Consider the following 16816-nt stretch of genomic DNA (forward strand, 5'->3'; position numbering starts at 1 on the left):
GCCCATGCCCGACCGCCTGTCCGCGCTGGACGCCTCGTTCCTCTACGTCGAGGACCACGCGACCCCGATGCACGTCGGCGGCGTGGCGATCTTCGAGCGCCCGCGTGCCGGCTTCGACTACGCGGACCTGCTCGACCTCATCGGCTCGCGGCTGCCGTACCTGCCGCGCTACCGCCAGCGCGTGCTCGACGTGCCCGGCCACCTCGCGCGCCCGGTGTGGGTGGACGACGTCGACTTCGACCTCAACTACCACGTCCGCCGCTCCGCGCTGCCGCAGCCGGGCACCGACGAGCAGCTCTTCGAGCTGGTCGCGCGCCTGATGTCGCGCCGGCTCGCGCCCGAGCGGCCCTTGTGGGAGGCCTACTTCGTCGAGGGCCTGGCCGGGGACCGCGTCGCGCTCGTGACGAAGACGCACCAGTCCGTTGTGGACGGTGTCGGCACCATCGACCTCGCCCAGCTGATCCTCGACGACGCCCCGGCGCCGCCCGAACCGGCCGAGGACACCTGGACGCCGCGGCGCGAGCCGAGCCGGGCGCAGCTGGTGTTCGACGCCGTCAGCGAAGCGGTGCAACGCCCGGGCGAGCTGGTCGAGAACGTCCGCTCCGCGGCCAACGACGCCCTCGCGTCGGCCGGCAAGGTCGCCGAGACGCTGGGCGACGTCGCTTCCACCCTGCGCACCGTCGTGAGCCCGGCGCCCCAGGGCCCGCTCAACGTGCGCGTGTCCGGCGGCCGCCTGTTCTCCGTCGTCCGCACGCGGCTGGAGGACTACCGCAAGGTCCGCGCGGCGCACGGCGGGACCGTCAACGACGTGATCCTCACGGCGATCACCGGCGCGCTGCGCGAATGGCTCCTCTCGCGCGACGTGAACCTCACCTCGACGGCCACCGTGCGCGCGCTCGTGCCCATGGCCGTGCGCGACGCCGAGACGGCCGAGTACTCCACGCCGGCCCTGATCGGGAACCAGGTCGCCGCCTACCTCGTGGACCTGCCGGTGGGTGAGCCGAACCCGGTGGTGCGGCTGCAGCACGTCGGCCACGCGATGGCCGACCACCTCGACTCCGGCCGCTCCGTCGCGGCGCGCGGCCTGCTGAAGGTGAGCGGGTTCGCGCCGGCGACGCTGCACTCGCTGGGCGCGCGGGCGGGCGGTTCCCTTTCGGGCCGGATCTTCAACCTCATGATCACCAACTCGCCGGGGCCGCAGGCGCCGGTGTACGCGGGTGAGGCGAAACTGATCGAGATGTTCCCCGTGATGCCGCTCATGCGCACGCAGGCGCTGGCGATCGGGGTGACGTCCTACCACGGTGGTGTCTACTTCGGACTCAACGGCGACCGCAAGGCCGCGTTCGACGTCGGCCTGCTCGGCGGGATGATCGAGGAAGCGTTGGAAGAGCTGAAGGGCGCGCACTGGTGAGGGTCTACATTCCGGCGACGATCGCGATGCTTCGCGAACTCGACGCGAACGGTGAGTTCCGGGCGCGCAGCGGCACGGCCTTCGCGCTGACGCCCGCGCTGCGCGAGGCGTACGTGAGCGGCTCCGACGAAGAACTGGAGTACGCCGCGCTGCTCGACGCCGCGCGCGCGTCGCTGCGCCTGATCAACGCGGAGGAGAAGGGTGAGCCGCGCCGCGCCGTCGTGTCGGCCGATGTGGACAACGTGACGCTGCGCGCGGATCTCGACGCCCCCGTCGTCCGGCTCGACGGTCCCGTGGTGCTGTCCCAGATCGCCGCGATCCACGTGGACGCCGCCGAAGCCGCCGACGCCGTCGCGGCCGCCGCGGCGGTGATCGACGCGGCCGACCTCGGCGACGAAGACGCCGAATTCACCCTCGGTGACGCGGAGGACCACGAGCTGGCCTGGTACGCGCCGCAGGAGCTGCCGTTCCTGCTGGAGCTGATGTAGCCGGTTTTTGTCGTACCCCACTGGCACAGTTGCTGTCCGTGACCGACGAAGACCTCGCTGCCACCCGCTTCTGGCAGCTCATCGACTCCGCCCGCACCTCCGGTGGCTCCGCCGCCGAGCTCCTGGCGGGCCGCCCCCGCGACGAGATCGTCGCTGCCCAGCGCACGCTGGACGAGCTCCTCGCGACCTCCCACCGCAGCACCCTGTGGGCCGCCGCGCACCTCGTCAACGGCGGCTGCTCCGACGACGGTTTCGACTACTTCCGCGGCTGGCTCCTCACCCAGGGCCGCACGGCGTTCGAGGCCGCCGTCGCCGATCCCGACTCCCTCGCCGACGTCGCCGCCGTCCGCGCCGCGGCGGCCGACGGCGCCGAGCTCGAGTGCGAAGACGTCCTCTACCTCGCCACCACCGCCCACCTCACGGCCACCGGCGAACCCCTCCCCGCCGGTGGCCTCCTCACCCGGCTGCCACCCCTGGAACCGGACTTCGACGTCGAAGACCCGGACGAGGTCCGCGAACGTCTGCCCCGCCTGTCGGAGCTGTTCGAGAGCTGACGCGCGCCCGGCACCGGGAGCGGTGGGCCGGGCTACCCCCAGCGAAGCCCGGCCCACCGGCGAGTCAGAACCAGTCCGGCCCCGGCACCGGCTTCTCCGGGCGCCACCCCGTGGCGTCGGCCAGCCGGTCCGACACGACGCGGTGCGAGCGCGACAGCACCTCCGTCGGCCCGAACAGCCGGGCGGCCCAGCGGGGGAGCGCGCGGGGCCGCGAAACGCCCGCTGCCACTGCCAGAGCAGCGCCCAGCTGCTGCTTGCGCACGGGCGTCGCGCCGACGTTGTAGACGGCGCTGGGGGCGCGCAACGCCGCAACGGCGGCCGCGGCGGCGTCGGCGGGGTGGATGGCCGTCGTCCAGGCGTCGCGGCTGCCCATGATGAGCGGGGAGCCGCGGCGCGCGGCGGTGAGCATGGCCGTCGTCATGGGGTCGGCGCTGATCAGGGTGCCGATGCGGAGGCGGACGGCGGTGCGGCCGTCGGCTTCGAGGCCGGCGACCGCCGCGTGCGCCTCGAGCGACGACGAGGCCGGGAAGCGCGCGTCCAGAGGTGCGTCCTCGCCGAGCTCAGCGTCGCCGCCGTCGGCGTAGACGAGGGACACGCCTTCCTGCACGACGATCGCCAGCTCGTCCACCGCGCGCACGGCGGCGGCGAGCGTGCGCGCGCCCTCGGTGCGCAGCCGGTCGTTCTCGGCCCAGCCCGACGTGCGCGCGGCGTGCTTTGCGTCGGGGATCCGCGTCGCCAGGTTCAGCACGGCGTCGTGGCCGCGCAGCGCGGCCGTCAGCGACTCGACGTCGAACACGTCGCCCAGCACCGGCTTCGCCCCCGTCGCCCGCACCGCCGCCACGCGCGACTCCTCGCGCGCCAGCCCGCTCACGTCGTGCCCGTCGGCCAGCAGCCGCCGCACGGCGGGGACCCCCAGCACGCCGGTCGAGCCGATCACCATCACTCGCATGTCCCGCTCCTTCCGCGTTCAGCACCACGACGAAGCGAACGCGGAAGATGTGACAGTCAGGCGCCGACGAGCGTCCCGACCTGGTCGGCCGGCGGCGGCGAAACGGCCACCGGCGACCCCCACGCCGAGTACCGCGCGGTGATCCGCGCGCCGCCCTGCGCGCTGACGACCGGCGAGAGGTCCAGCACCAGCTGCAGCGGCCGGTTCTCGTTGTCGAGCCACAGGTCGAGCAGGACTTTCGTGGTCAGCTTCGCGCCGGCCGGCAGCCCCGCGGGCAGCTGCGAGCCGAGCTTCGCCAGGTCGACGTCCACGCGGTAGTGCTCGGCGGCGGCGCCGTCGAGCTGCGTCGCGTCGCTCGCCGTGAGGGTCCCCGCCGTGCGGACCTGCGCCAGCGTGCGCGCCGGGTCGTTCTGCTCGGCCAGCTGCGCGAGGCTGCCGCCGAGGACCTGCGAGAACGGGTCGCTCCCGTCCGGCGACACCCGCACCCACGCTTTGCCACCTGCAACCTGGTCGCGCGCACTTTCGGGCACCTTCGCGTACAGGGTCCGGTCGACCAGCCGCAGCTCCAGCGGCTCGCCGACGTAGTCCGTGGTCATCACGAGCGCCGTGCCGCCCGGGCCGAACTCCGCCTGGCCCTGGCCGTGCGACACGAGCGCGCCAGCGGAGACGTCGGTGGTGAACTTCGCGGACCGCGCCGCGTTCGTCGCCGCGACGGCCGCGTCGGCCAGCGCGCGGGCGTCGGCGAACCGCGGCTGCTCACCCGAACACGCCGCCACCGCGAGCAGCGCGGCGCACGCCACAGCCGTCCTGCGCATCCGGAAAACCCCGTCCTGACCTGGCGGAAAGATGCCTCACCCAAGCACAGCGGACGGCTCGGCCCCGTTCGGGGGAAGCGGTACTACCCGCAGTAGCGCGAAGGGCGCCTCGACGGTGGTCGAGGCGCCCTTCACGGCAAGTTCCGGCAGCGGTCAGCCGCCCATCTTCTTCAGCATCTCGCTCAGGTCGGTCACCTGGTCCGCGGGCGGCGCGGCGACGGTGACCGGGGTGCCCCAGTCGCTGTACTTGAGCGTCATCTTGCCGGTGCCGGCCGCACCCGCGCCCATTGCCTGGGCCATGGCGCTTTCGTCCATCGTGATCTGCAGCGGCAGCTGGTTCTTGTCGACCCAGATCTCCATCGGGATCTTGACGTCCTTGCCCTTGAGCGCCTGCTCGGCCTGCGCCTTGGCCTCGGCGGGCATCGACGCGGTGAACTTGTCCATCGCCTTGGCGATGTCGACCTCCACCGTGTAGTGGTTCGCCTGCTGGCCGTCCAGCGTGGTCTGTTCGGAGCGGACGATCCGGCCCGCCTCGCCGATCTGGTCGAGCATCTTGGTCGGGTCGCTCTGCTCACCTGCCGAGCCCACGCTGCCGGAAAGCGACTTCGAGAGCGGGTCGTCCGCGTTCGGCGCGATCTTCACCCACGGCTTGTCGGTGCCCATCTGGGCCAGCTGGGCCGCCGGAAGCTTCATGTACATCGTCTTGTCGACGACGCGCATCTCCATCTGCTGACCTTCCACGGTCATGGTCAGCGTCATCACGGGGTTGGCCGAGTCGTAAGACGCGGCGCCCTGTGCGGTGATGGTCTTGCCACCGGAGGTCATCTCCATGGAGACCTTCGCCGACTTCGACTTCTGCGTGCCCTGCTTCGACGCGGACGCCAGCTCCAGCACGTTCTGGAACGGCGCGGCGAGCCCGGACGCCGCGTTGTTGCCGGCCGGCGAAGCGGTCCCGCCCTCGCTCTTCGAACCACAGCCCGTCAGCACGAGCGCCAGCGCGGCACCCGCGGCGACGACGAAAGTGGTTTTGCGCATGCAATCCCCCTATGAAGGTCATTGATCCACCCGCAGTATCGCCGGATCGGACGAAGAGTTACGCCGTTTCGGTTACGATTCCGGCAGCCGTTCGCCCGATGTGCCGTCGATCTGCGGAGTGACGATGGGACGCTAGGTGAGCGCGTCCGGTTCCGCAACGGGATTGGTGATTCCTCCACCGCCCGCGCGCGAGACGAGCAGCCGGCGCAGCGACGCTAGCCGTTCGGCGCTCGCGCGGCCCTCGGTGACGACGGCGTCGAGCGCGCAGTTCGGGTCCTCCGGCGCGCCGAGGTGACCGCAGTTCGGCGGGCACTCTTCGGCGGCCTCGGCGAACTCCTCGAACGCGTTCACGATGTCGTCGGCGGTCACGTGGGCCAGGCCGAACGAGCGCACGCCCGGCGTGTCGATCACCCAGCCGCCGCCCTCGAAGGGCAGCGGCAGCGCGACGGCCGCCACTGACGTGTGCCGCCCCTTGCCGACGGCGCTGACCACACCCGTCGCGAGTTCGGCATCGGGCACCAGGCGGTTGACCAGTGTCGACTTGCCGACTCCGGAGTGGCCGACGAGGGCCGTCACCTGGCCTTCGAGGCGTTCGGCGAGGTCTTCGGGCTTCTCGTCGAAGCGCGTGACGACGGCGGGCACGTCCAGGCCCGCGTAGCGGGCGAGCAGCTCGTCGGGGCTCGCGAGGTCGGCCTTCGTCAGGCACAGCACCGGTTCGAGGCCGCCGGCGTAGCAGGCGACCAGGCACCGGTCGATGAACCCGGTCCGCGGCGGCGGATCGGCCAGCGACGAGACGATGAGAAGCTGCGCGGCGTTCGCGACCACCACCCGCTCGTACGGGTCGGTGTCGTCGGCGGTGCGGCGCAGCACGCTGGTGCGCTCGTCGACGCGGACGATGCGCGCGAGCGTGTCCGGGCGGCCCGAAACGTCGCCGACCAGCGCGACCATGTCGCCGACGACCACGGACACCCGGCCCATCTCGCGCGCCCGCATCGCCGTGACGACGCGTTCGGGATCGGCCTCGACCGCGCACGTCCAGCGGCCGCGGTCCTTGCCGATGACCATGGCGGTGACGGCGTCGGCGTGCTCGGGCCGGCGCTTCGTACGGGGCCTGGAGCCTTTGCCGGGACGGACCCGCACGTCGGATTCGTCCAGCCTGCTCCAGTCGCCTCGCGCCAAACCGCCCACCGTCCTCCCGGTCGTCCTGCCTGGTCGAAATGATCCCATGCCGGTCGCGCCCGGCCCGGCCTGCGTGTAACGATGTCGTCTTGAAGACCCGCTAGGAGGCTGGCATGTGCGGCCGTTACGCCGCGACGAAGGACCCCGCGAAGCTGATCGACGAGTTCGCCGCGGTCGACCGGACCGAGGGTGCCGCGCGGGAGGACTACAACGTCGCGCCCACCAAGAACGTCGTCACCGTGGTCCAGCGGCACCCCCGCGACGCCGAGGGCCAGGTGCTCGACGACGAGCCCGCCGAGCGATCGCTGCGGATCATGAAGTGGGGCCTGGTGCCGTTCTGGGCGAAGGACCCGTCCGTCGGCTCGCGCATGATCAACACGCGCGCTGAAACGGCGGCCGAGAAGCCCGCGTTCAAGCGCGCCCTGGCGTCCCGCCGCTGCCTCGTCCCCGCCGACGGCTGGTTCGAGTGGCGGCGCACGGGCAAGGAGAAGGAGCCGTTCTACATGACGGACCCGTCCGGCGCGTCGCTCGCGTTCGGCGGGATCTGGGAGAGCTGGCGCCCGAAGGACGGTTCGGCCGACGACCAGCCGTTGATCACGTTCTCGATCATCACGACGGACGCCGAGGGTCAGCTGCGCACGATCCACGACCGCATGCCGCTGATCGTCCCGCGCAACCACTGGGACGGCTGGCTCGACCCGGACCGGTCCGCGGTATCGGACCTGCTGGTGCCCACACCCGCCGACCTCGTCGAATCGCTCGAACTGCGGCCGATCTCGAACCTCGTCAACAACGTCCGCAACAACGGCCCGCAGCTCCTGTCGCGAGTCGAACCCACTGTGGATTCGGACGCGCTGTTCTGATGACCACGCTCGAGATCGACACCCCCCACGGCCCGGCCCGGGCCGAGCTCCACTGCGCCAAGGACGGCGGCGCGGTGCTCATGCTGGGCCACGGCGCCGGGGGCGGGATCGGGGCGAAAGACCTGGTCGCCGTCGCGCGCGCCGCGAAGGAGGCCGGGGTGCACGTGGCCTTGGTGGAGCAGCCGTACCGCGTGGCGGGCCGCCGGGCGCCCGCACCGGCGAAGCAGCTGGACGCCGCGTGGCTCGCCGTGGCGGACGAACTGTCGGCCCACTTCGACGACCTGCCCCTCGTCTTCGGCGGCCGGTCCTCGGGGGCCCGGGTGGCCTGCCGCACCTCGTCGGCCGGCCAAGCGGTGGCGGTGTTGTGCCTGGCGTTCCCCGAGCACCCTCCGGGCAAGCCGGAGAAGACCCGGCAACCGGAACTGGACGCGGTCGCCGTGCCGACCCTCGTGGTGCAAGGCGAGCGCGATCCCTTCGGGCGCCCTTCGGGTGGTCCGCACCACGAGGTCGTGGTCGTCTCGGGCGACCACACCCTGGCGGCCGACCTGGACGCCGTGTCGCGCGCCGCGGCGGAATGGCTGGGGCGGGTGTTGCGACCGCACCTCTGAGGGGTTCGCGGGTCAGGGGTGCGTGGGGTTCCGCTTCGGGGTTCGCGGTTATGGGGTCCGGGTGGCTTCTGTTCGGGGATCGCGGGGTTGCCGCTTCGGGGTTCGCAGCTTGGGGGTTCTGGAGTTTCGTGGCCTCGCGGTGCGCGGCGTTTCCTGCCCGCGGCCCGCGACGTAGGGATCGGGGATCGGGCGTTTTCTCGTCCGGGTTGGCTGCCTAGAGGCCCGGTCGCTTTCTCTTCGGGGTTAGCGACCTAGGCGCTCGGAGCGCTGTCTGCTTGGGGCTCGCGGCTTAGCGGTGCGCGGGGTTTCCTGTCCGTGGCCGGTGGCCGGTGGCCGGTGGCTCGTGGCTCGTGGCTCGTGGCGCAGGGGTCCCGGGGCTCGGTCGGTTTCTTGTCGGGGTTGGCGGCTTAGAGCCCCGTTGCCTAGGGGCTCGGGCGCTTTCTCGCTAGGGCCCGCGTCTTAGAGCGCCTGGTAGAACCTCTTCGGGGTTGGTGGCCTAAGCGCTCGGAACGCTGCCTGCTCGGTGTTCGCGGCTCGGAGGTTCGCCGCGTTTCCCGGTTCCCTCGGTTTCTCCGCGGGGCTCACCCTGCCTCACCAACGGCTGCACACCGCTTCACCCAGGGTTCTAGTGCTTCCCCAAAGGTTTCTGCGTTGCTTCCCCAAGTTGTCCACAGGTTCTCCCAGTTGTGGACAACTCCGTCCTGACCAGGGCTTTTCGCCGGTTTTGTCGGTGGTGGCCAGTAGAATGGGTCTGGGGACGCCCCCCTCGGGAGGGCGGGGGCATGTCTGGCGTCGGGGATGGCCGACACAACCGCCGTGAAGCGTCGGCGAGGTCGCGTAGCTAAGCCGTCCACCAGGCCTCCCCGCCGGCCCTCCTGAGACGGCAGTGCGTAGGCCGCGCGGCGCGAGGCTGTCCGGCCAGGTTGTCGACCGGTCGCCTGCCTAGTTCGCCGCAAGCCGGCCCGTCCGCAGCGGGCGTCCCGAGCGGGCGGCCGAAACCAGCGGTCAGCCGGCGCCCCGAGCCAGCCGATCAGCCGGCGATCGAAGCCACCACGGCGCCCGTCAACCGCACCAGATCGGCCGGTGCGAGCTCCACCTCCAGGCCCCGGCGGCCGGCCGAGCAGTACACCGTCGGAAACGCCGAGGCGGACGAGTCGATCACCACCGGCAGGCGGCTGCGGTGGCCCAGCGGCGAAATCCCGCCGAGCACGTACCCCGTGGCTCGCTGAGCAGCGGCGGGATCGGCCATCCGCGCCTTCTTTCCGCCCGCTGCCGCGGCCAGGGCCTTCAGGTCCAGCTGCCCGGTGACCGGCACCACGCCCACGGTCAGCTTGCCGTCCACGTCGGCGACCAGCGTTTTGAACACGCGCGCCGCCTCGAGGCCCAGGGCTTCGGCCGCTTCGAGGCCGTACGAGTCGGCGCGCGGGTCGTGGTCGTACGCGTGCAACGTGTGGGCCACCTTCTGCTTCGTCAGCAGCGCCGTCGCCGGGGTTCCCTTGCCTGCCATGGGATCGGAGTCTACGAAGGGGTGGGGAATGGACGCCCGCCACGTTCTGTTGAACCCACTGTGACGACGACGCTGACCACTACCCGCCCACGCAGGCGTGACCCCGAGAGGCCGGGGGGTCGGACTGTGCCCGGACCCCGCGTAAACTCTTCGTTGCCGTATGCGCAGAAGCGCATCGACGCCGAACGGGAAGGGAACGGTTTGCCGAGCACCCCCAACACCGCGCCGGAGACGGCGACCGACGAGCTGGAGCTCGCCGAGCGCTTCGAGCGCGAAGCGATGCCCCTGCTCGACCAGCTGTACTCGGCCGCGATGCGGATGACGCGGAACCCCTCCGACGCCGAGGACCTGGTCCAGGAGACCTACCTGAAGGCGTACGCAGCGTTCGCGTCCTTCAAGGCCGGCACGAACCTCAAGGCGTGGATGTACCGCATCCTCACCAACACCTACATCAACGGCTACCGCAAGCGTCAGCGGCAGCCGGTGCAGCAGCCCACCGAGGAGATCACCGACTGGCAGATCGCCAAGGCGGAGAGCCACACCTCCAGCGGGCTGCGCTCGGCCGAGGTCGAGGCGATGGACAACCTGCCCGACACCGACGTGAAGGCCGCGCTGCAGAAGCTGCCCGAGGAGTTCCGGCTGGCCGTCTACCTGGCGGACGTCGAAGGCTTCGCGTACAAGGAGATCGCCGAGATCATGGATACGCCGATCGGCACCGTGATGTCCCGTCTGCACCGCGGTCGCGCGCAGCTGCGCGACCTGCTGGCCGACGTCGCGCGTGAGCGCGGCTTCATCCGCGGTGGCCGCGAGGAGGTGGCGAAGCGATGAGCACGGGTGACGCGTCCGAAGCTGCGAAGGACAAGGTCCGCTGCGAAGAGGCGCTTTCGGAGATCTACCTGCTCCTCGACAAGGAGTGCAGCCCGATGCGCGACGCCGAGCTGCGCCGCCACATCGAGGACTGCCCGCCGTGCCTCGAGGAGTACGGCATCGACGAGGCGATCAAGCAGCTCCTGGCCCGCAAGTGCGGCGGCGACCACGCCCCGGCGGACCTGCGCAGCCGGCTGCGCGCCTCCATCCGCCAGACCGTCGCCTCGAGCGGCGGCGTCACGGTGGAGCGCACCGAGATCACCGTCGAGCAGCGGACCGGCGAGTAACCCCGAGCTCCAAGACGACGACGGCCCCCGTACCTGCTGGTGCGGGGGCCGTGTCGCGTCCGGACGCCGGAATCAGGCGTTGGGCTTCTTGCCGTGGTTCGCGCCGTTCTTCTTGCGGTCGCGACGCTTGCGGGCGCGCTTCGACATGCTTCACTCCTCGTGTTCGCGCTGGGTGGCCCGTGTGCGGGGTGCCGGAGCACCTGCCGGGCTCGGGTCAACCGCTCCAGTGTGGCATGCGTGCCCCGGCTCACCTGCGGCGCCCGTGCTGATCGGGCGCCGCTCTGGTTGGATGGTGGGTCAGGAGGTGGTCGGAATGACCGGACGAACCACGCAGCAGGGCGACGAGTAGCTCGTGTCCACGCTCTCCGACCTGCTCGCCGAGAACACCGGCCTCCCCGGCGAGGCAGCCGACCACCTGCAGACCGTCGTCGCGGAGTGGCAACTGCTGGCCGACCTGTCCTTTGCCGACTTCCTGATGTGGGTCCCCGTCTCGAAGGACCTGCAGCCCGAGGGCGGCGACTTCGTGTGCGTCGCGCACGCGCGCCCCACCACGGCGCCGACCGCGCACCCAGAGGACGTCGTCGGCACGCGGTTCACCGTCGACGAGCACCCGGAGCTGGCGAAGGCCATGCGCGAGGTGCGGATCGGCCGCGAAGACGACCCGCACTGGTACCGCGACCTGCCGATGCGCCGCGAAGCCGTGCCCGTGAGCTTCGGCGGCGAGGTGATCGCCGTGCTGAGCCGCGAGACGAACCTGGCCGCGCCGCGCGTGCCGAGCCCGCTGGAGATCGCGTACCTGGGCAGTGCGGGCGACCTGTGCCAGATGATCGTCGACGGCACGTTCCCGCCGTCGGGCGGCAACCAGACCGACACGCACACGAGCCCGCGCGTCGGCGACGGCCTGATCCGCGTCGACCCGAGCGGCACCGTCGTGTTCGCCAGCCCCAACGGCCTGTCCGCCTACCACCGCATGGGCCACGAGTCCGACCTGGTGGGGCAGCGGCTGGCGCCGTTGACGCGCTCGCTGATCCGCGACCCGTTCGACGCCACCGAGGTCTCCCACCGCATCATCGAGGCCCTCGACGGCAAACCCTCCACCCGCACGGAGGCCGACTCGCGCCGCGGCGCCGTCGTGCTGTTCCGCGCCCTGCCATTGCGCCCGGCCGGCCAGGCGGCGGGCGCGCTCGTGCTGGTCCGCGACGTCACCGAGGTCAAGCGCCGCGACCGCGCGCTGCTGTCCAAGGACGCGACGATCCGCGAGATCCACCACCGCGTGAAGAACAACCTGCAGACGGTCGCCGCGTTGCTGCGGCTGCAGTCGCGCCGCGTGACGAGCGAAGAGGCCCGCCTGGCCCTCACCGAATCCGTCCGGCGCGTGTCGTCGATCGCGATGGTCCACGAGGCCCTGTCGATCTCCGTCGACGAACGGGTCGACCTCGACAAGCTGCTCGACAACGTCCTGCCGATGGTTGGCGAGGTCGCCACGGCGGAGTCGCAGGTCGGGCTCACGCGCAAGGGCTCGTTCGGCATCGTCATCGCCGAGATCGCCACGCCGCTCGTGATGGTGCTGACGGAGCTCGTGCAGAACGCCATCGAGCACGCCTTCCCGCAGGGCCGGCCCGGCAAGGTGGAGATCATCGTGGAGCGCTCGGCGCGCTGGCTCGACGTCCTCATCCGCGACAACGGCCGCGGCCTGCCCTCGGGCTTCTCCCTGGAACGCTCCGACGGCCTCGGCCTGCAGATCGTGCGCACCCTGGTGGAATCGGAACTGCGCGGCTCCCTCTCCCTGCGGAAGGTCCGGACCGACTCGACGGGAGCCCGCGTGCCGGGCACCGAGGCGGCCCTGCGGATCCCCTTGTCGCGGCGGCTCTAACCCGTTCCGTACGGCCATTCCCAGCCGCTGGCGCCCGGCACGCGCGGCACCAGGACCAGCGCGCCGGCCGGGTCCTCCACCTCGATCTGCAGCTCGCCGCCGTAGGTCTGGTCCGACTCGTACTCGGGGCTGATCTCGCTGACCGGCAGGTGACAGGGCGCCACCGAAACCTGGTCGACCACGCCATCGGGGCCTCGGGTCTGGAAGGAAGTCAGGTCGAGCAGATCGCGAATGGCCGGGGCGTACCGGTTCAAGATGTCGAGCGCTGGAGTCATCACCGAAACCGGTCCCGGCGTTACCTCTGCCGTCCGAAGAGGACGCCGGGCCGGGTGGGCCCGCGGCGGCGGGGTCAGGTGTGGCTGAGCGTGACCGGTGGGAACTGCACGCGTTCCGGGGCACGGCCGGCCTGCAGCATCCACGCGTCGCCGGAATCGGGGGACGCGGCGATGGTCGCGACGGCGGCGGCGATCTCGGCGGGGGTGGCGATGGCGAGGCCGTGCTCGGCCAGGGTGGAGCCGAAGCCCGCGATCATGCGGGTGTCGACGAAGCCCGGGCAGATGGCGTTCAGCGTGATGCCCGCTTCGGCGCACGCGGGGGTCAGCGACCGCACCAGGCCGATGATCGCGTGCTTGGTCGCGGAGTACACGGGATCGAAGGTGGCGGGGGAGATGCCGGCGAGGCTGGACGTCACGACGATCGCGCCGCCGCCCGTGTCGCGCAGGGCGGGGTAGGCGGCGCGCAGGCCGAACACAGTGCCGTCGACGTTGACGGCGAGCGTGCGGCGGTAGCGGTCCACGTCCAGATCGTCGAGGCCGCCCGCGCCGCCTGTGCCGGCGTTGAGGTGGACGACGTCCAGCCCGCCGTACGTGGACAGCGCGGCGCGTACGGCCGCTTCGTTGTCGGCTTCGCTGGTGACGTCGGTGCGGACGAACAGGCCGCCGATCTCCTCGGCGAGCGCGGTGCCCGCCTCCTCCTCGATGTCGGCGACGACCACGTGCGCGCCGTCGGCCGCGAAGTGGCGCGCGACCGCCGCGCCGATGCCGTTCGCGCCTCCGGTGATCAGGACGACGGTCATGCCAGGGTCTCCTCTCCGACTTCGGCCGCCACCGCGGCGGCCACGCTCTTGCGGCGGGCGTACACCCGCGTGGTGATCTCGAGGGCGAGGTACACGCCCACGTACTGCAATCCGCTGATCAGCGGCACCCGGTCGACGGGCAGCGTGTAGGCGAGCAGCACTCGCACGCCGGCGTCGAGCACGAGCACCACGCCCCACATCGTGGTCGTCACGCGCAGGACGTGGCGGTACGTGGGTGAGCCGAGCCAGTTGCGTTCGACGCGCTCGCGCCCTTCGGTGCCGAGGAACGACCGCAGCACCTGGTACAGGAACGGTTTCCGCAGCAGCGTCGCCAGCATCCAGCCGCCCGCGGCCGCCGTCATCCAGCCGTCCTTGGCGAGCAGGAACCGCGGGCTGCCGGACAGGAACGACGTCGCGACGCTCAGCACCAGGATGCTCAGCGTGAACACGGCGAGCGTGTCAACGCGCCGTTTCCTGACAACGGTCTGCACAGCCCGCACAGCCGGCGGGACCACCCCTGCCAGCAGCGCCAGCCACTGGTTCACGCCGAGCGCGCGCAGACCGTAGAACAGCGCGGCCGGTGCGACGAGGTTGACGGCCAGGTTGACGATCAGCTCCCGCCGCAATTCCGGTGGGGTGGTTGGCTTTTGGCGCGGTGCGAGCGTGGTCATCGGCCGGCCTCCACACTCTGGCGGTCGCGGTGGCCCCACGTCTTCGCCAGCACGGCAACGGTGCTGACGACGAGAACGATCAGCGCTAGCCACGCGATCCAGCTGCCCGACCGCGTGAACACCGGGCCGAGCGCCGGGTTGAGCACGTGCGCGGTCCAGAACAGGTAAGCGAGCGGTCCCGTCGCCGCCACGATCAGGACGGTGCCGGCGACGGCGGTCCCGGGCGTCCACCGGCCCTGGCGCAGGTTGGCGACGGCCAGCGCGATCGCCAGCACCAGCACGACCAGGAAGAACGGGATCCAGAAGCCCCACAGTTCCGGGTCGAGCACCGGCACGCGCGCGCCGTTCGCCGTGGTGACGAGCGTGGCGGACCGCTGCACGAACAGCGCCACGACGATGAGCACCGCGAGCACGCAGCCGCTGACGACTTCGTTCCACGTCGTGGTCGTGGTGGCGTCGGCGAACGGGAGCTGGTCGGGCGCCCACTCCTCGTCCGGTTCACCGGGGCCGCGCTCGCTGCCGAAGCGATCGAGGAGTACATAGAGGACAGTCACGCCGACGAGCAGGTACATCGCGACGGTGAGCGTGACGCCGAGGGGCGAAAAGATCGCCGCGCCCACGTTTTCGCGGCGCACCCAGTGCCCGATCGCGTTCACGACGTAGGTGATCGGCAAGACGGTGGCGCACAGCAGCTTGAGCGCCCGGACGTAGTGGAGGTACGTCGCCGGCCCGATCAGCACGGTGGCCTTGTCCGCGTAGCGCGTGGCCAGGTGCGCGGGATCGCCGAGGTCCGTCAGCGCCGCGTACTCGGCCCCCGCGGGGCTTTCGCCCATCGCGACGCGCGCCTCCACGTCGTCGGCGATCGCGGCGCGCAGCTCGCGGTCGATCTCCTGGCGGTGCCTCCCCGCGACGTGCCGCACCGTCGCGGCGACGTATCGGTCGGTGAGTGTGGTGGTCATGGTTGTTCCCCCAACGTGGTGAGTTTCGCTTGGTTCAAGTGGTCGCCGGGCCGGCATCGCCGTCGGCGGTTTCCGTCTCGGCTTCGGTCGCCAGGTGGCTGAGCGCCCGGTCGATGGCGCTCCACTCCTTCTGCAGCTCCCGCGCGAGCCGCACGCCTTCGCGGCTCGTCCGGTAGAACTTGCGCGGCCGGCTCCCCGAGGTGTCCCACTCGCTGGTCAGGAGCCCCTGGCCCTCGAGCCGGCGCAGCAACGGGTACAGCGTGTTGGCCGGCGCGGGCACCCCGGCGCGCTCCAAGGCGTCGAGCAGGCCGTAGCCGTAGCCGGGCTTCTGCAGTGCCAGCAGGCTCGCCAGCACGACCGTCCCCCGCCAAAGCTCCTGCCGGTGCGCATCCAGCAAGTCGGTGTCTTTCACGTCGGCAACGATAGTGTGTTAGACACAGTATCGTCAATCGGCAATGGTGTGTGTCAGGCGAAGCCGTGCTGCTTCAAGGGTTGTTTACGCAGGTCAGGGCGCCCCCTGGGGCGGAAACGTGCGGTGCGCGACAGGTCCAAGGCCGCTGAGGAGCGGCGCCCGGCGGCTGGTGAAGGTTCCGCACGAACGCGGCCCGTGGCATCAGGACGGGCAGCGCGCCCGCGCCCGCCGAGCGGCCGGAGGTCCTAAGCCGGCGAAAGGGCACGGCGGTGATGTGCGGTAGCCGGCGAGCGGTGTGGGCGCACCGAGCAACGCGGCGCGACGGAGAGACGCGGAACCGGCAGGGTGGCAACGCCCGGAGTGGGCAACTACGGCGAGGAGGCAAGGTGGTTGGGCGAACCGGCAAGGCGTTCACGCGCGCGGCGGCGAAGTGGGCAACCGGCGACGCGGCACGGCAATGCGGCGGCGATCGGCGAAAGCGGCAACGCGGTCGCGCGCAACGGGCGACGAGGTGCAGTCCGCCAGAGCGTCAAGCCGACGCCAAGAATCCGGACCCCAGCACTCCGAAAAGATCAAAACCCCTTGCCCCGCAGCGAAACCACACACCGAACCAACACCGTCCACAACGGACCCGCCTGACCGAACCCGACCCCGGACACGCCGAAGGGCCGGTACCGAAACTCCGGTACCGGCCCTTACGACGTTCCGCGGGAGGACTTGTTCAGTCCTGGTGAGGTGCAGTGCACCCGGGTGCGGGTGATTTCACTTCGGTTGTTACGATCGAACCGGAGGGGTATCGCCCCAGTCATCTGACTGAGGGGACGCAAAAGTCCCCCGGGGGAAATCCGGTTCGGGTTGTGCTGCTGAGCGCTGGGCTCAGGCGATGGTGCGCGTGCCGATCTGCGTACGGCGGCGCTTGAGCGCGCGTCGCTCGTCTTCGCTCATGCCGCCCCACACGCCGGCGTCCTGGCCGCTGGCCAGAGCCCAGGCCAGGCAGTCGGAAGCGACGGTGCAGCGGTGGCACACGGCCTTCGCCTCGGAGACCTGCAGCAGAGCAGGACCGCTGGTTCCCACGGGGAAGAACAGCTCGGGGTCCTCGTCTCGGCAGGCCGCGTCGTGGCGCCAGTCCATGTTCGTGAGCTCCTTCACAGTGGCGCGGGAGGACCGCAGCCACAGTCGTCATGGCGGTCGTGTTTTTGGGTGCTTGTGAATGCTTTCACGAAGCACCGCGTTCGACAAGGGTTTCTTGAAGATCGGTGAGTC

20 protein-coding genes are annotated in these 16816 nt (G+C 71.2%); 8 read left to right on the forward strand and 12 right to left on the reverse strand.

Going from position 1 to position 16816, the window contains the following annotated elements; all coding sequences use genetic code 11:
* Window positions 1–4 precede the first annotated feature (4 nt).
* The 3 genes from ACIA77_RS16340 to ACIA77_RS16350 are packed head-to-tail and all read left to right on the forward strand — an operon-like array spanning window position 5 to window position 2453.
* A complete protein-coding gene (locus ACIA77_RS16340; protein ID WP_395886697.1) occupies window positions 5–1411 on the forward strand; it encodes a wax ester/triacylglycerol synthase family O-acyltransferase in 1407 nt (468 codons plus the stop codon).
* Complete coding sequence (locus ACIA77_RS16345) at window positions 1408–1899, forward strand: DUF6912 family protein (protein ID WP_395886698.1); 492 nt, start codon at window positions 1408–1410, stop codon at window positions 1897–1899. Before ACIA77_RS16340 ends, ACIA77_RS16345 begins: the two co-directional genes overlap by 4 nt.
* A gap of 38 nt (window positions 1900–1937) precedes the next feature.
* Window positions 1938–2453, forward strand: a complete 516-nt coding sequence (locus ACIA77_RS16350) for a DUF4240 domain-containing protein (protein WP_395886699.1) — start codon at window positions 1938–1940, stop codon at window positions 2451–2453.
* Window positions 2454–2517: 64 nt separating this feature from the next.
* On the opposite strand, the gene ACIA77_RS16355 is transcribed toward ACIA77_RS16350, so the two are convergent.
* From ACIA77_RS16355 to rsgA, 4 genes are all read right to left on the reverse strand, one after another.
* Window positions 2518–3402 carry an NAD-dependent epimerase/dehydratase family protein gene (locus tag ACIA77_RS16355; RefSeq protein WP_395886700.1) on the reverse strand — a complete coding sequence of 295 codons (885 nt, stop codon included), beginning with the start codon at window positions 3400–3402 and terminating at the stop codon, window positions 2518–2520.
* A gap of 56 nt (window positions 3403–3458) precedes the next feature.
* A complete protein-coding gene (locus tag ACIA77_RS16360; protein WP_395886701.1) occupies window positions 3459–4217 on the reverse strand; it encodes a hypothetical protein in 759 nt (252 codons plus the stop codon).
* 153 nt (window positions 4218–4370) lie between these two features.
* Entirely contained in the window at window positions 4371–5252 is an 882-nt protein-coding gene (locus ACIA77_RS16365; protein ID WP_395886702.1) for a hypothetical protein, read from the reverse strand.
* 132 nt (window positions 5253–5384) lie between these two features.
* A complete protein-coding gene (gene rsgA, locus ACIA77_RS16370; protein ID WP_395886703.1) occupies window positions 5385–6431 on the reverse strand; it encodes a ribosome small subunit-dependent GTPase A in 1047 nt (348 codons plus the stop codon).
* A gap of 113 nt (window positions 6432–6544) precedes the next feature.
* Between rsgA and ACIA77_RS16375 the strand changes: the two genes are divergently transcribed.
* Complete coding sequence (locus tag ACIA77_RS16375) at window positions 6545–7294, forward strand: SOS response-associated peptidase (RefSeq protein WP_395886704.1); 750 nt, start codon at window positions 6545–6547, stop codon at window positions 7292–7294.
* Window positions 7294–7902 (forward strand): alpha/beta family hydrolase, encoded by a 609-nt coding sequence (locus ACIA77_RS16380; protein ID WP_395886705.1) that lies wholly within the window; start codon window positions 7294–7296, stop codon window positions 7900–7902. The genes ACIA77_RS16375 and ACIA77_RS16380 overlap by 1 nt, the downstream gene beginning before the upstream one ends.
* A 1030-nt stretch (window positions 7903–8932) precedes the next feature.
* Here the strand turns inward: ACIA77_RS16380 and ybaK are convergent.
* The gene (gene ybaK / locus ACIA77_RS16385) at window positions 8933–9409 is read right to left on the reverse strand and encodes a Cys-tRNA(Pro) deacylase (protein ID WP_395886706.1); all 477 of its coding nucleotides are present in this window, start codon (window positions 9407–9409) and stop codon (window positions 8933–8935) included.
* A gap of 201 nt (window positions 9410–9610) precedes the next feature.
* Here ybaK and ACIA77_RS16390 point away from each other — a divergent pair, with 201 nt between their 5' ends.
* Window positions 9611–10237 carry a sigma-70 family RNA polymerase sigma factor gene (locus tag ACIA77_RS16390; RefSeq protein WP_395887032.1) on the forward strand — a complete coding sequence of 209 codons (627 nt, stop codon included), beginning with the start codon at window positions 9611–9613 and terminating at the stop codon, window positions 10235–10237.
* Window positions 10234–10563: a mycothiol system anti-sigma-R factor gene (gene rsrA / locus ACIA77_RS16395; protein ID WP_395886707.1), complete on the forward strand. Its 330-nt coding sequence runs from the start codon at window positions 10234–10236 to the stop codon at window positions 10561–10563. Before ACIA77_RS16390 ends, rsrA begins: the two co-directional genes overlap by 4 nt.
* Window positions 10564–10635: 72 nt before the next feature.
* Here the strand turns inward: rsrA and ACIA77_RS16400 are convergent, their stop codons facing one another.
* Entirely contained in the window at window positions 10636–10710 is a 75-nt protein-coding gene (locus tag ACIA77_RS16400; protein ID WP_098515123.1) for a 50S ribosomal protein bL37, read from the reverse strand.
* Between the two features lie 205 nt (window positions 10711–10915).
* On the opposite strand from ACIA77_RS16400, the gene ACIA77_RS16405 reads away from it, so the two are divergent.
* Window positions 10916–12436 (forward strand): sensor histidine kinase, encoded by a 1521-nt coding sequence (locus tag ACIA77_RS16405; RefSeq protein ID WP_395886708.1) that lies wholly within the window; start codon window positions 10916–10918, stop codon window positions 12434–12436.
* On the opposite strand, the gene ACIA77_RS16410 is transcribed toward ACIA77_RS16405, so the two are convergent.
* From ACIA77_RS16410 to ACIA77_RS16435, 6 genes are all read right to left on the reverse strand, one after another.
* On the reverse strand, window positions 12433–12711 hold the full coding sequence (locus ACIA77_RS16410) for a hypothetical protein (RefSeq protein WP_395886709.1): 279 nt from the start codon (window positions 12709–12711) through the stop codon (window positions 12433–12435). The two genes, ACIA77_RS16405 and ACIA77_RS16410, sit on opposite strands and share 4 nt — an antisense overlap.
* Window positions 12712–12785: 74 nt before the next feature.
* A complete protein-coding gene (locus ACIA77_RS16415; protein WP_395886710.1) occupies window positions 12786–13511 on the reverse strand; it encodes an SDR family NAD(P)-dependent oxidoreductase in 726 nt (241 codons plus the stop codon).
* Window positions 13508–14182 carry a VC0807 family protein gene (locus ACIA77_RS16420; RefSeq protein ID WP_395886711.1) on the reverse strand — a complete coding sequence of 225 codons (675 nt, stop codon included), beginning with the start codon at window positions 14180–14182 and terminating at the stop codon, window positions 13508–13510. The genes ACIA77_RS16415 and ACIA77_RS16420 overlap by 4 nt, the downstream gene beginning before the upstream one ends.
* On the reverse strand, window positions 14179–15141 hold the full coding sequence (locus tag ACIA77_RS16425) for a permease prefix domain 1-containing protein (protein WP_395886712.1): 963 nt from the start codon (window positions 15139–15141) through the stop codon (window positions 14179–14181). The genes ACIA77_RS16420 and ACIA77_RS16425 overlap by 4 nt, the downstream gene beginning before the upstream one ends.
* Before the next feature lie 34 nt (window positions 15142–15175).
* A complete protein-coding gene (locus tag ACIA77_RS16430) occupies window positions 15176–15553 on the reverse strand; it encodes a PadR family transcriptional regulator (protein WP_395886713.1) in 378 nt (125 codons plus the stop codon).
* Window positions 15554–16429: 876 nt separating this feature from the next.
* The gene (locus tag ACIA77_RS16435; RefSeq protein WP_204096875.1) at window positions 16430–16684 is read right to left on the reverse strand and encodes a WhiB family transcriptional regulator; all 255 of its coding nucleotides are present in this window, start codon (window positions 16682–16684) and stop codon (window positions 16430–16432) included.
* Between the last annotated feature and the right edge of the window lie 132 nt (window positions 16685–16816).

The organism is Amycolatopsis sp. NPDC051903, assembly GCF_044452505.1.
In the GTDB taxonomy this organism is placed as follows: domain Bacteria; phylum Actinomycetota; class Actinomycetes; order Mycobacteriales; family Pseudonocardiaceae; genus Amycolatopsis.